At 64.8% G+C, this 14,218-nt stretch carries 11 protein-coding genes; 7 read left to right on the top strand and 4 right to left on the bottom strand.

Annotated elements, in window-relative coordinates; all coding sequences use genetic code 11:
• Nucleotides 1–173: 173 nt before the first annotated feature.
• Together FFS21_RS30285 and FFS21_RS30280 are read right to left on the bottom strand one after the other, a co-directional pair.
• Nucleotides 174–1,442: a M20/M25/M40 family metallo-hydrolase gene (locus FFS21_RS30285; protein WP_137928362.1), complete on the bottom strand. Its 1,269-nt coding sequence runs from the start codon at nucleotides 1,440–1,442 to the stop codon at nucleotides 174–176.
• 30 nt (nucleotides 1,443–1,472) lie between these two features.
• Complete coding sequence (locus tag FFS21_RS30280; RefSeq protein ID WP_137928361.1) at nucleotides 1,473–2,729, bottom strand: allantoate amidohydrolase; 1,257 nt, start codon at nucleotides 2,727–2,729, stop codon at nucleotides 1,473–1,475.
• Between the two features lie 416 nt (nucleotides 2,730–3,145).
• On the opposite strand from FFS21_RS30280, the gene FFS21_RS30275 reads away from it, so the two are divergent.
• Nucleotides 3,146–4,549, top strand: coding sequence for a C4-dicarboxylate transporter DctA (locus FFS21_RS30275; RefSeq protein ID WP_137928360.1), 1,404 nt, complete (start codon nucleotides 3,146–3,148; stop codon nucleotides 4,547–4,549).
• 52 nt (nucleotides 4,550–4,601) lie between these two features.
• Nucleotides 4,602–5,294 carry a GntR family transcriptional regulator gene (locus FFS21_RS30270; RefSeq protein WP_137928359.1) on the top strand — a complete coding sequence of 231 codons (693 nt, stop codon included), beginning with the start codon at nucleotides 4,602–4,604 and terminating at the stop codon, nucleotides 5,292–5,294.
• Between the two features lie 214 nt (nucleotides 5,295–5,508).
• On the opposite strand, the gene FFS21_RS30265 is transcribed toward FFS21_RS30270, so the two are convergent.
• Together FFS21_RS30265 and FFS21_RS30260 are read right to left on the bottom strand one after the other, a co-directional pair.
• Entirely contained in the window at nucleotides 5,509–6,420 is a 912-nt protein-coding gene (locus tag FFS21_RS30265) for a LysR family transcriptional regulator (protein ID WP_137928358.1), read from the bottom strand.
• Between the two features lie 112 nt (nucleotides 6,421–6,532).
• Entirely contained in the window at nucleotides 6,533–7,213 is a 681-nt protein-coding gene (locus FFS21_RS30260; protein ID WP_137928357.1) for a hypothetical protein, read from the bottom strand.
• A gap of 306 nt (nucleotides 7,214–7,519) precedes the next feature.
• Here FFS21_RS30260 and gcl point away from each other — a divergent pair, with 306 nt between their 5' ends.
• The 5 genes from gcl to pyk form a co-directional block, all read left to right on the top strand.
• On the top strand, nucleotides 7,520–9,304 hold the full coding sequence (gene gcl / locus FFS21_RS30255; RefSeq protein ID WP_137928356.1) for a glyoxylate carboligase: 1,785 nt from the start codon (nucleotides 7,520–7,522) through the stop codon (nucleotides 9,302–9,304).
• A 111-nt stretch (nucleotides 9,305–9,415) separates the two neighbouring features.
• Nucleotides 9,416–10,195, top strand: a complete 780-nt coding sequence (gene hyi, locus FFS21_RS30250) for a hydroxypyruvate isomerase (RefSeq protein WP_137928355.1) — start codon at nucleotides 9,416–9,418, stop codon at nucleotides 10,193–10,195.
• A gap of 195 nt (nucleotides 10,196–10,390) precedes the next feature.
• Nucleotides 10,391–11,314, top strand: a complete 924-nt coding sequence (gene glxR / locus FFS21_RS30245; protein WP_137928354.1) for a 2-hydroxy-3-oxopropionate reductase — start codon at nucleotides 10,391–10,393, stop codon at nucleotides 11,312–11,314.
• A gap of 87 nt (nucleotides 11,315–11,401) precedes the next feature.
• Nucleotides 11,402–12,724, top strand: a complete 1,323-nt coding sequence (locus tag FFS21_RS30240) for a glycerate kinase type-2 family protein (protein WP_137928353.1) — start codon at nucleotides 11,402–11,404, stop codon at nucleotides 12,722–12,724.
• A 60-nt stretch (nucleotides 12,725–12,784) separates the two neighbouring features.
• Nucleotides 12,785–14,218, top strand: a 1,434-nt coding sequence (pyk, locus tag FFS21_RS30235; RefSeq protein WP_137928352.1) for a pyruvate kinase, incomplete at its 3' end; no start/stop codon positions are given.

Below are 14,218 nucleotides of genomic sequence, written 5' to 3'. Positions count from 1 at the left end.
CACGGCGTCAGCCTTGAACTCTTCCGTAAAGCCCTTGCGTGCCATTTTTCACCTCTCCAGTTGACTCGAAGTCTACCTTTTGAGGTGTCCAGGTTTATTGGACCACTACACCCAACCCCTCTCCCACGTTGTGGGAGAGGGGAGCAAAACCTAGAGCGGGAGATAGGTCCCGATCAGCCCAGCAAATCCGACAACGCCAGCGCCACCACCTTCGTTGCACGATTCAGATCGTTCAGACGCAGGTTTTCATCGGAGTTGTGACCGCGGGCTTCCATCAGCGTGCGGGGGCCCGCGCCGTACAGCACGGTGGGGATGCCGTGCTTCGTGTAGTGGCGGGCGTCGGTATAGAGCGGCACGCCCTGCACCGGGATCTCCACGCCGAACACGGATTCGGCGCGCGTCTTCAATGCACCGATCAGCTTTTCCACGCCCGGCAGTTCCGACAGCGGCTCGGCCAGGATGATGCGCTCGACCTTCACCTCGATGCCCGGACGCTCCTTTGCAGCCTTCTCCACCACGGCGCGCAGTTCGCCTTCGGCATCAAAGCCGATCTCTTCCGGAATCATGCGGCGGTCCACGCGGAACGTGACCAGATCAGGCACCACGTTGGTGTTGATGCCGCCCTTGATCAGGCCCACGTTCAGCGTAGCGGTGTCGATGCCCGGCGTCTTGCTCTTGCGCGTCGCCAGTTCGGCGCGCAGGCCGTAGATGGCTTGCAGGATGTGCGTGGCGGCTTCGATCGCGTCCACGCCAGTGTGCGGCATGGCGGCATGGCCCTGCTTGCCCTTGACCGTCACCTCGACGTGCAGGCAGCCGTTATGCGCCGACGTGATGCCATACGAGAAGCCTGCCGAAATCGCGTAATCGGGCTTGGTCAGTCCTTCATCCAGCAGGAACTTCGGGCCGATGTCGCCGCCGGTTTCCTCGTCGTACGTAAATTGCAGTTCCACCGTGCCGTTGAGCTTGGCGCCCTGCTTCTCGGCTTCGATCAGTGCCAGCACGGCATACGCGTACGTGGCGAAGTCCGACTTCGACACTGCAACGCCTCGGCCATACATCACCGGACCGTGTTCGCTGTCGGCGATCTCGCCGCCGTACGGGTCCTTGGTCCAGCCCAGACCCGGAGGCACCACGTCGCCGTGCGCGTTCATCGCGATGGTCGGGCCGCCGTTGCCGAACGTCTTGCGCACCAGCAGGTTGGTGGCGCTGATCATGCCTGCGGCCTTCACCTGCGCTTCGGGCACCTTGTGCGCATCCACCTTGAAGCCGAGTCCTTCGAGCAATTCCTTGGCGCGCAGGCCATGGGCCTCGCAATCGCCCGCCGGGTTGTCCGACGGCACCTTGACCAGCTCGGCCAGGAACGCCTCCTGCTGCGGGCGCTGCGTGTCGATGTACTGGGTGAGCGTGGTCTCGATCGGGTTCATGTTGTCTCGTGCGGTCATCTTCGTATCTTTCGGAGTTGTCTGGTGGTCTTATTGGGTGCGCTGGAAATGCTCGACGAAATCGGCGAACACACGTGCGGCGATCTGTGCGTCTTCGGCGGTCATCGTTTCCGTGGGGTGGTGGCTGATGCCGCCGTTGCCGCAGCGCACGAACAGCATGGCCACGTCGGCGATGGCGGCGATGGCCATGGCGTCATGGCCCGCACCCGATGGCAGGTGGCGCACCGGCACGCCCTGGCGTTCCACAGCGGCAGCCCATTGCGATTGCAGCCACGGCGCGCACGGCACGCTGTTGGCCTCATGGGTCTTGCGCATCTGCACACGCACGTTGCGGCGTGCGCAAACACGTTCGATCTCGGCCAGCACGTCATTCACGGCGGCCTCGCGCTCGGCATCCACGCCAGCGCGGATATCGATGGAGAACACGGCGCGGCCCGGCACCACATTGGTCGCACCGTTGGGCACGTTGAACTGGCCGACCGTCCCCACCAGACCCGGCTTGCCGCCGCAGCGCTTCTCGATATACAGGCCGATCTCAGCGCCAGCCATGGCGGCATCGCGGCGCATGTCCATCGGCACCGTGCCAGCATGGCCGGCGAGTCCTTCGAGTTCAACAATGTAGCGCGTGGCGCCCGAGATCGCCGTCACCACGCCAACCGGCAGCCCTTCGTTGAGCAGCACCGGACCTTGTTCGATATGCACCTCGATGAAGCCGAGCACCTTGTTGCGATCGTGCTTGGCACCGGGCAGTTGCGCAGCATCGAAACCGGCGGCGCGCATCACGTCGCGCATGGTCTGGCCCGAGTCATCGACGTTGTCGAGCACGTTGGTATCGAACGTACCGGCGATAGCGCGGCTGCCCAGTAGCGTGGCCTTGAAGCGCACGCCCTCTTCCTCGGCAAACCCGACCACTTCGAGCGCAAACGGGAAGCGGCGACCCTGGCGGTTCCACTCGGCCACGCAGGCAATCGGCAGGATCACGCCGAGGTTGCCGTCGTAGCGGCCCGCGTCGCGCACGGTGTCGAAATGCGACCCCGTCAGCAGCGCCGGCGCATTGGGCTCGGTGCCTTCGTAGCGGCCGATCACGTTGCCGGCCACGTCGCGGCGCACGGTCATGCCGGCGGCCTGCATCCATTCGGTCAACTGGGCGGCGGCGCCGTGGTGGGCGTCCGTCAGGTAGGTGCGGGTGAGCATACCGGGCTGATCGGTATGCACGGCCAGGGTGTCGGCCCAGGCCATGATGCGCGAGCCGGTGTCGGCGGCCAGCGTCGTCGGAATTGCTGCCATGTGCGTGTCTCTCCTGCTGTTGTTGCCTGAGCCCGGATTGAAGGAATGCCGGCCATGTTGCAAGTGCTGGGCCAGCCGGGCGGGCGCCCGTACCGTAGCTCTATTCTGTGCGATTCATGTTAGCACAGTGAATTCAAAAATTGCATACAAAAATGATATGCACTATATTGGCCTCCACGCACCGACAATCCGCCCCGGACAATCCAGTGCCGACAAGTGGATTGCGTGGATTCCGCCTCAACAGGGGGGCTTTCCATGTGGCATCAGGCCTAGCGGTTCGCCTGATCCCGGCGCAGCCATACCGGCCGTCACGCACGCATCGCCTGACATGTGACGGTTGGCAATCCTGAACCAGATCAGGGCAGGCCGATGGCGCCATCGATGGCGACACGGACCCGCCCGGCACGGAGACAACGATGCAGCATGCCGTACCCCCGCAGCGCGCCGCCGGCGCTCGCCTGCACACGCGCTTTACCCGCTCCCTGTTTGGCCAGGTGCTGATCGCCCTGGTGCTCGGCACCCTCCTCGGCCTGGCCTTTCCCGAATTTGCCGCCAAGCTCAAACCCCTTGGCGATGGCTTCATCAAGCTCATCAAGATGCTGATCGGTCCCGTGGTGTTCTGCGTGGTCGTGGCCGGTATCTGTGGCGCAGGCGAACTCAAGAAGGTGGGCCGCGTCGGCCTCAAGGCAGTGGTCTACTTCGAGATCGTCACCACCATCGCGCTGGCACTGGGCATTGCACTGGCCTACCTGTTCCAGCCCGGCGTGGGCATGAACGTGGACCCGCGATCGCTCGATCCCTCGGCGATGGCCGCGTACATGGATTCCGCCGACAAGGTGAAGAGCGCCGGCACGGTGGACTTCCTGATGAAGCTGATCCCCAACACGATCCTCGGCGCGTTCACCAGTGGTGACGTGCTGCAGGTGTTGCTGGTCTCGGTGCTCTTCGGCTGCGCACTGTCGGTGGTGGGTGAGCCGGCACGGCCGCTGGTGAAACTGATCGACAACTTCTCCGCCACGCTGTTCAAGATGATGGGCTTCATCATCAAGCTGGCGCCGCTGGGTGTGCTGGGTGCGGTGGCGTTCACGGTGGGCAAGTACGGCATCGGCTCGCTCAAGCAGCTCGGCTTCCTCGTGATCCTGTTCTACGGCGCGGTGATCGTGTTCGTGGTCGTGGTGCTCGGCACAGTGATGCGCTTGTGCGGATTCTCGGTGTTGAAGCTGATTCGCTATCTGCGCGCCGAACTGCTCGTGGTGCTGGGCACCGCGTCGTCGGACAGCGTGCTGCCGCAGGTGATGAAGAAGCTCGAGTACATGGGCATCCGCAAGTCCGTGGTGGGGCTGGTGATTCCCACGGGCTACTCGTTCAACCTCGATGCGTTCTCGATCTACCTGACGCTGGCCGCCGTCTTCATCGCGCAGGCCACGAACACGCCGCTGGCGATGGGCGACCTGCTCGGCATCCTGGCCGTGGCGCTGATTACGTCGAAGGGCGCGCATGGCATTCCCGGCTCGGCCATCGTGATCCTGGCAGCCACGCTGTCCGCGCATCCGGCGATTCCCGCCATCGGCCTGGTGCTGGTGCTGTCGGTGGACTGGTTCATCGGCATTGCCCGTGCGGTGGGCAACCTGATCGGCAACTGCGTGGCCACGGTGGTGGTGGCGTCCTGGGAGCGCGATATCGACCGCGAACGGGCGCACGGCGTGCTCAACGGCACCATCCCGATGGGCGAACTCGACGAGGGGTTGTCGGCCTCGGTGGAAGCCTCCACGGACGCTGTCGTTCCTGCATCGCTGCCGGGGACGGTGCCGGGGCGCTAGAATCACGCCATTCCAGCCAACGCGCAGGTCCGGCAAGAGACGCGCGCACACCATGCCCGAGCACATCGATCCAGATATGACCGCCGAGGCGATCGCCGACGATATCGTCGGTGCCATCGTCTCGCACCGGCTCCCGCCCGGCACCAAGCTGCGCGAAGAGGCGCTTGCCAGCGTCTACCGCGTCAGCCGCACCAAGGTGCGGGCGGCGTTGCTGATGCTGTCCAAGGACAAGGTCATCCAGATTGTTCCGGACAAGGGTGCCTTCGTGGCCAAGCCCAGCGCCGAAGAGGCGCGCGAGGTCTTTGCCGTGCGCCGCATCCTGGAGGCGGCGCTGGCGCGCGAGTTCGTGGCGCGCGCCACGGCGGCGGACTACAAACGGATCGAGAAACATCTGGCGGCGGAGCGCAAGTCACTCGGCGGCAACGATGCGCAGACCCGCACGCGCCTGCTCGGGGATTTCCACATCGTGCTGGCGGAGGTGGCCGGCAATAACGTGCTGACGGAAATCATGCGCGAGTTGTCGATGCGCAGCGCGGTGATCACGATGCTGTACCAGAGCCGCCGCGATGCCACGTGTTCGTCGGACGAGCATCGCGCGTTCATCGAAGCGGCCCGGGCCGGCGATGCGGATCGCGCCGTGCAGTTGATGGTGGAGCATTTGAACCACGTGGAAAGCGCGCTGCACTTCGAGGAAGTCCCGGCTGCGGCGCGCAGCAAGGATCTGGTGGCAGCGCTGCTGGCCTGATCCTTCCGAGGTTGCATTCGGGTTGATCGCCATCAACGACGAAGGGCGGGTGTGAGGCGCATCATTCCTCTCGCCATGGAGTTGCGGGGGCGCACTTCATGAGCTCTCCCCGTCCTTCGCAAGAAGGACTGCCCGCAGACCGCAATGGCTGCGGGCTTTTTCATTTGGCGGGCTGGATTGTTCCAGCCTGCCACCCCTCCTCTTCCTTTTCCCCTCAGCTTCTTCCCGTCCAATACCCCGGCTTGGCAAACGCCTGCTTCAGGTGCTCGATGAAGAAGCGGATCTTTGCCGGCACCGGGCGCTGCTGCGGGTACACGGCCAGGATGTCGTAGTCGGGCAGCGCGTACTCGTCGAGTACCGTGATCAGCTCGCCGCTGTCGAGTTGCGGCAGGATTTCCCAGGTGGAGCGCCAGCCCAGGCCGATGCTCTCGCCAGTCCAGCGGTGCAGCAACTCGCCATCGTTGCAGTCGAGGTTGCCGTTCACGCGCACCGTCACCGTCTTGCCGTTCTGCTGGAAGTACCAGCCGCGCTGCTGGCCGCCCTGCAGGTTGAACGCCAGGCAGTTGTGCTTCTCCAGATCTTCCAGTGTGTGCGGCACGCCGTACTTCGCGAAGTAGGCGGGTGTGCCGCAGACCACACGCTTGTTGGTCGCCAGCTTGATCGCCACGAAGTTGGGGTCGATGGCGCCACCGATGCGGATGCCCACGTCATAGCCTTCCCGAACGAGGTCCACCACGCGGTCGGTCAGGTTGAACGAGACCTGCACGTCGGGATTGGCGGCCAGGAAGGCCGGGGCGTGCGGTGCCACATGCTTGCGCCCGAACGCTGCCGGCGCCGACACGATCAGGTGCCCCGTGGCCTTGTGCTTGCCTTCGGCAATCAGCATCTCGGCGCGATCCAGGTCCGACAGCGCCTTCTTGCACTGCTCCATGAATGCCGCGCCCTGTTCGGTCACGACGATGCGGCGCGTGGAGCGATGCAGCAGCTTGACGCCGATGCGGGATTCCAGCGCGTTGATGCGACGGCCGATCATCACGGGCGTGACGTTCTGCGTCAGCGCCGCCGCCGCCATGCTGCCGTGCTCGACCACGGCGATGAATGCTTCGATTTGTTTGAGTTTGTCCATTGCGCCCGGCTTAGCCAGTTGTCTCCTGCCGGGATTGTGAGGCATGACGGGCATGCTGCGCATCCCCGAACCGCGATGCTGCGCATGCGCAACGTTCGATGAGACAGGCCGATCAGGGCTGGCGCGAGCGACCCAGGGCCTCGTTGATCTCGGCGGCTTCACCCAGCACATGGGCCAGCCGCCGCAGCGGCGCGCTGCATTGCAACTGGGCGAACAGTGCGAACGCCGCGCCCGCCACCAACACCACGCCATAGATGGCCGTCAGCGTCGGCCCGTGTCCCGGCGCCATCACGGCGACGCCATCGGCCAGCACCACGGCGGCGGGACCAAGGGCAAGGATCAGCGCCACGGTCCGTGCGCCGCCTTCCCAGATCCGTGCATGCAAGCCGATGCGACGCTGCCGCGCCCGCAATTGCAGCGCCGGAATCCGGCCTAGCCGCAGCAGCAGCGCGTTTTCCACCTCGCTCTGGGTATCGACTCGGCGCGACATCCAGCGCAGCGGATGCCGCAGTGCATCACGACCGCCCAGCAGTCGCGTGGCCCAGGCCGCCACGTAGAACGCGCCGCTGATCGCCAGCAGCACGTGGAACGCCTGCGGCAACCAGGCCGGCGGCGCCTGCACGAGGATCTGGTGCCACCAGACCAGGGCGCCACCCGATACCAGCGAAGGCACCAGCGCGAGCACGAAACCCGCCCACAACACAGTGCCCAGGCGGCCATCGGGCCGCTTCGGGCCGGGGGCCGTCTGCAGGGCTTCCAACAATTCGTAGGTGGGCGGCAGCCGCGTGTACATGGCGAAGCAGTGGCAATTCCAAACCCGCTATTCTGGCCCGCCCCGCTTAACCGCGATACCCCGAAAAGGTACGAGATCGCCCCAGTTCCGCCTCGTACCCGCGCCTTTCCGCCGGGGCGGTGACCTCCTCCAACGACGCTTTCAATGTACCGATTGCGTCGCATTTCATCCAGCTTTGCTGCGCGATTCCATACCGCTGATATCGAATCAAGTGATCGTCGTTCCGTTTATCGATGACCCGCTGCGGGCATAGCATCAACCCCAGAACGACATTCACCCATGTTTTTGAGCGTATTGGAGACAGACATGCCGAAGATGAGAGCAGTCGACGCGGCCATTGCCGTGCTGGAGAAGGAAGGCATCACCACCGCGTTTGGCGTGCCTGGTGCCGCCATCAACCCGTTCTATTCGGCGATGCGCAAAGCCGGCACCATCAAGCATCTGCTGGCGCGCCACGTGGAAGGCGCCTCGCACATGGCCGAGGGCTACACCCGTGCCGAGCCGGGCAATATCGGCTTGTGCGTGGGCACTTCGGGCCCTGCCGGCACCGACATGATCACGGGCCTCTACTCGGCCTGGGCGGATTCGATCCCCATTCTCTGCATCACCGGTCAGGCACCGCGCGCCCGCCTGTACAAGGAAGACTTCCAGGCTGTCGATATCGAATCGATCGCCAAGCCCGTGACCAAGTGGGCCGTGACCGTGCGCGAGCCGGCGCTGGTGCCGCAGGTGTTCCAGCAGGCGTTCCACCTGATGCGCTCGGGCCGTCCCGGTCCCGTGCTGATCGATCTGCCGTTCGACGTGCAAGTGGCAGAGATCGAATTCGATATCGAGACGTACGAGCCGATGAAGCCGTACAAGCCGGCCGCAACGCGTGCGCAGATCGAGAAGGCCATCTCGATGCTGAACCAGGCCGAGCGTCCGCTGATCGTCTGCGGCGGCGGCGTCATCAACGCCAATGCCAACGAACTGCTCGTCGAGTTTGCCGAACTGGTCAACGTGCCGGTGGTGCCGACGCTGATGGGCTGGGGCGTGCTGGCCGACGACCATCCGCTGCAGGCTGGCATGGTGGGTCTGCAGACCTCGCACCGCTATGGCAACGCCACGCTGCTGGCCTCCGATTTCGTGATGGGCATCGGCAACCGCTGGGCCAATCGCCATACGGGCAGCATCGATGTCTACACGAAGGGCCGCAAGTTCGTGCACGTCGATATCGAGCCTACGCAGATCGGTCGCGTGTTCGGTCCGGATCTCGGTATCGTGTCCGACGCCAAGGCTGCGCTGGAACTGTTCGTGGAAGTGGCGCGCGAAATGAAGATGGCTGGCCGCCTGCCATGCCGCAAGAGCTGGGTGGCCGATGTGCAGAAGCGTCGCCGCACCATGCAGCGCAAGAGCGATTTCGACAACGTGCCGGTCAAGCCGCAGCGCGTGTATCGCGAGATGAACCAGTACTTCCCGCGCGACGTGCGCTATGTGACGACGATCGGTCTCTCGCAGATCGCCGCCGCGCAGTTCCTGTCCGTGAACCAGCCGCGCCACTGGATCAACTGCGGCCAGGCCGGCCCGCTGGGCTGGACCATTCCCGCCGCCATCGGCGTGAAGACTGCCTCGCCGGATTCCGATGTCGTGGCCATCTCGGGCGACTACGACTTCCAGTTCATGATCGAGGAACTGGCCGTGGCCGCGCAGTTCAAGGTGCCGTACGTCCACGTGGTGGTGAACAACTCCTATCTCGGCCTGATCCGCCAGGCGCAGCGCAACTTCGAGATGGACTACTGCGTGCAACTGGCCTTCGACAACATCAATGCGCCAGAACTGGAAGGCTACGGCGTTGACCACGTGAAGGTGGTGGAAGGTCTGGGCTGCAAGGCGATCCGCGTGTTCAAGCCCGAAGACATCGCGCCGGCCTTTGCCGAGGCGCGCGACCTGATGGCCGAGTTCTCGGTGCCGGTGGTCGTCGAGGTAATCCTGGAACGCGTGACCAACATCGCGATGGGCACCGAGATCGACAACATCAACGAGTTCGAACCGATCGAGGACATCGAGGACGCCGACGAGGCCATCCTCAAGGAAGAGACGGTCACGGCCTGACCATCCCTCGCTCATCGTTTCAAAAGTTTCTGCTTTCCCGTAGCAAGCCGCCCTGCCCTGGCCCTGGGGCAGGTGCGGCGTTTTTTCCCCGACACCGAGAGAGACATCACAATGCCAAAGCTCGCAGCCAACCTGACGATGCTGTTCAATGAAGTGGGCTTCCTCGACCGCTTCGAGGCCGCCGCCCGCGCGGGCTTCCGCGGCGTGGAGTTCCTGTTTCCCTATGCATTCCATGCCGATCAGATTGCCGATCGGCTGAACCGCTTCCAGCTCGACCTCGTGCTGCACAACCTGCCGGCCGGCAAGTGGGAAGCTGGCGAGCGCGGCATCGCGTGCCACCCCGACCGCGTGAGCGAATTCCAGGACGGCGTGGGCGAAGCCATCAAGTACGCCAAGGTGCTGGGCGTGCGGCAACTGAACTGTCTGGTGGGCATCCTGCCGCAGAACGTGAAGCGCGAGCAGGCCAACGAGACCCTCGTCGAAAACCTGCGCTTTGCCGCCAGTGCATTGCAGAAAGAGCAGATCGACCTGCTGATCGAGCCGATCAACACTTTCGACATCCCCGGCTTCTTCCTGTCGCGCACGCAGCAGGCCGTTGACCTGATCGGCCAGGTGAACGCGCCCAACCTCTACGTGCAGTACGACATCTATCACATGCAACGCATGGAGGGCGAGATCGCCAATACGATCCGCGCCAACCTGCCGAAGATCCGCCACGTGCAACTGGCCGACAACCCCGGCCGCAACGAGCCCGGCACTGGCGAATTGAATTACCCCTACCTGTTCCGCTTCCTCGACGAGATCGGCTACGCCGGCTGGATCGGCTGCGAGTACAAGCCGAAGACGACCACCGAGGAAGGCCTGGGGTGGAGGAAGGGGATGGGGGTTTAAGTCGCCTCCTCTACCTGCTTGTTTTCCTCCCCTCTCCCGCACAGCGGGAGAGGGGTTGGGGGAGAGGGCCAGGGGTTCTGCTTGCCGACGCACTCGCAATCTGACCCGCCTGCCCTCTCCCCCGCCCCTCTCCCAAAGGGAGAGGGGAGAACACCGAATCGAACTCATCTCATCTTGAAAACCCTGGAGACAACAATGGCAAACCAGAAAAACATCGGCTTTATCGGACTCGGCATCATGGGTGCCCCGATGGCGGGCCACCTGCGCGCAGCAGGCCACACGCTGTTCGTGCATGACGTGAACCCCGCACCGCAAGGGCTGGTCGATGCCGGCGTCACGGTTTGCACGAGCGCGGAAGAAGTGGCCAAGCGCGCGGACATCGTCATCATCATGGTGCCCGATACCCCGCACGTGGAAGCCGTGCTGTTTGCCGAAAAAGGCGTGGCGGCTGCATTCAAGGCAGCGGGCAAGGAAGCGACCTACGGCAAGATCGTGGTGGACATGAGCTCGATCTCGCCGATCGCCACCAAGGACTTTGCGGCGCGCATCAACAAGCTGGGTGCCTCGTACCTGGACGCACCGGTGTCGGGTGGCGAAGTGGGTGCCAAGGCTGCGTCGCTGACGATCATGGTCGGCGGCCCGTCCGAAGCCTTCGATCAGGTGAAGCCGCTGTTCGACCTGATGGGCAAGAACATCACGCTGGTGGGCGGCAATGGCGACGGCCAGACCACCAAGGTGGCCAACCAGATCATCGTGGCGCTGAACATCCAGGCCGTGTCCGAAGCACTGCTGTTTGCGTCGAAGGCCGGTGCCGATCCGGCCAAGGTGCGCCAGGCACTGATGGGCGGCTTCGCGGCCTCGCGCATTCTGGAAGTGCACGGCGAGCGCATGGTCAAGCGCACCTTCGATCCGGGCTTCCGCATCGAACTGCACCAGAAGGATCTGAACCTCGCACTGCAGGGCGCGAAGGCACTGGGCGTGGCGCTGCCGAACACGGCCACCGCGCAGGAACTGTTCAACACGTGCGCAGCCAATGGCTTCGGCAAGCAGGATCATTCGGCGCTGTGCCGTGCGATCGAAATCATGTCGAACCACGAGATCGCCAAGGGCGCGAAGTAAGTACGTGAAGTAGTTTTACTGCGTTGCAGCGGCCGTCTTCACTCGGAGGCGGCTGCTTCGAATGACCGAAGATTCCTCAGGACTCGCATGTTCGCCACAGACGCTACCGCCGCGCTGCTTGCCACGCCGCGCACTTCCGACTACCGCAATCCGGCCCAGGCGCGCGCGCTGTTGCGCGACCTGTTCGATACGGCAGTGGCCGCCGTCAGCGCCAGCCACTGCCTGCCGCCGCATCTGCCGCAACCGCCCAAGGGCCGCACGGTAGTGATCGGCGCCGGCAAGGCTGCTGCTGCGATGGCGCAGGCTGTGGAGTCGCACTGGCAGGGCGAACTGTCGGGTCTGGTGGTCACACGCTATGGCCACGGCGCACCATGCCGCCGCATCGAGGTGGTGGAAGCCGCGCATCCCGTACCCGATGCAGCGGGCCAGCAGGCCGCGCAACGGATGGTGGAACTGGTGCAGGGCCTGACCGCCGATGACCTCGTGCTGTGCCTGATTTCCGGCGGTGGGTCGGCATTGCTCGCCGCACCGGCGCCGGGGCTGACGTTGGCCGACAAGCAAGCCGTGAACAAGGCGCTGCTGCGTAGCGGCGCGAGCATCGGCGAGATGAACTGTGTGCGCAAGCATCTTTCCGCGCTCAAGGGTGGACGACTGGCGCTGGCATGCGCACCGGCACGCGTCGAAACCCTGCTGATTTCCGATATCCCCGGTGACGATCCCACGTTGATCGCCAGCGGCCCCACGCTACCCGATGCCACCACATGTGCCGATGCGCTCGCCGTGATCGCCAAGTACGGCATCGAAGTTCCGGACGCCGTGCGCGCGCATCTGGAGAGCGGTGCCGGCGAAACGCCGAAGCCGGGCGATGCACGCTTTGCCGGCCATCGCAGCGTCACGCTCGCCAGTGCGCAGCAATCGCTCGAAGCCGCCGCTGCGCGCGCTCGTGAACTCGGCCTGACGCCGCACATTCTTTCGGACAGCATCGAAGGCGAAGCGCGCGACGTGGCCGAAGTGCATGCCGCCATCGCGCGTCAGATCGTCGCGCACGGGCAGCCGTTCCAGAAGCCGTGCGTGATTCTCTCCGGTGGCGAGACCACCGTGACGGTACGCGGCAATGGCCGAGGTGGCCGTAACGCGGAGTTCCTGCTGGCGCTGGCCGTGGCACTTGATGGATTGCCGGGCGTGCACGCACTCGCTGGCGATACCGACGGCATCGATGGCTCCGAAGACAATGCCGGCGCACTGCTCTCGCCGGACACGCTGACGCGCGCCGCGGCGCAGGGCGCATCGGCACGCGCGCATCTCGACAACAACGACGGATACGGATTCTTCGCCGCGCTCGACGACCTGATCGTCACCGGCCCGACCCGCACCAACGTCAACGATTTCCGCGCGATCCTGATCGTCTGACTGGATCAGCGCGAACCCCACAAGCAAGACACGCAACGCAAGAGGATGGAGAGAGACACTATGAGACGCCAGCGCAAAGCCAAGATCGTTGCAACCCTCGGCCCGGCCAGCTCGGACATCGCGGTCATCCGCCAACTGTTCGATGCCGGGGCCGATGTGTTCCGGCTCAACTTCAGCCACGGCAATCACGAAGACCATCGTGCCCGCTACGACGCCGTGCGTCAGGTGGAAGCCGAGACCGGTCGCCCCATCGCGATCCTGGCGGACCTGCAGGGTCCGAAGCTGCGCATCGGCACCTTCGCGGCCGGCAAGGTGGCGGTGCGCGCGGGCGACGTGTTCGTGCTCGACAGCGATCCCACGCCGGGTGATGGCACGCGCGTGTACCTGCCCCACCCCGAACTGTTCAAGGCGGCCAGCGCCGGGCAGTCGCTGCTGATCGACGATGGCAAGGTGCGGCTCAATATCGAGAACGTGTCGAGCGACAGCATCACCACGCGCGTGGCCAACAACGGCACGCTGTCCGACCGCAAGGGCGTGAACGTGCCCGATGCCGTGATCCCGATTCCCGCACTGACCGAGAAGGACCGGCGCGACCTGGACTTCGCACTGGAACTTGGCGCTGACTGGATCGCGCTGTCGTTCGTGCAGCGTCCTTCGGACATCGTGGAAGCGCGCGAGATCATCGGCACGCGTGCCGGTGTGCTGTCGAAGATCGAGAAGCCAGCGGCGCTGCAGCAACTCGAAGAAATCGTGCGCGTGTCGGACTCCGTGATGGTGGCGCGTGGCGACCTCGGCGTGGAACTGCCGCCCGAGCGTGTGCCCGGCGTACAGAAGCGCATCCTGCGCATCTGCCGCCAACTGGGCAGGCCCGTCGTCATCGCCACGCAGATGCTGGAGTCGATGATCGACTCGCCGGTACCGACGCGCGCCGAAGCCTCGGATGTGGCGAGCGCGATCTACGATGGCGCCGATGCCGTGATGCTCTCGGCCGAATCCGCCAATGGTCGCCATCCGGTGCCGGCCGTGGCCATGATGGACCGGATCATCACCGAGGTGGAACGCGATCCGCTCTACCGCAACATGCTCGATGCGCAGCACGAAGCACCGTTGAACACGCGCCAGGATGCCATCTGCGCCGCGCTGCGTGAAGTGACCAACATCATCGGCGCCAAGGCCACGGTCACCTACACGTCGTCGGGCGCCACGGCATTGCGCGCCGCGCGCGAGCGTCCCGCTGCACCCATCGTCAGCATCACGCCGAACCTCGACATCGCGCGACGCCTGGCGATGACGTGGGGCGTACATTCGACGGTCAGCCCCGACGTGCAGAGCGTGGACGAAATGGTGCAGGCCGCGGCACGCGCCGCACTCGTGGAAGGCTACGCCGCACCGGGCGATCAGATCACGATTGCTGCGGGGATGCCCTTCGGGCAGGGCGGCACGACGAACCTGCTGCGCGTGGCGGAAGTGGGGACGGAGGTGGAGGGGTTGGAT

It is taken from the genome of Cupriavidus sp. 2SB (assembly GCF_005503625.1).
Taxonomy (GTDB): Bacteria; Pseudomonadota; Gammaproteobacteria; order Burkholderiales; family Burkholderiaceae; genus Cupriavidus.
This window is presented reverse-complemented; position numbering and strand designations above follow the sequence as displayed.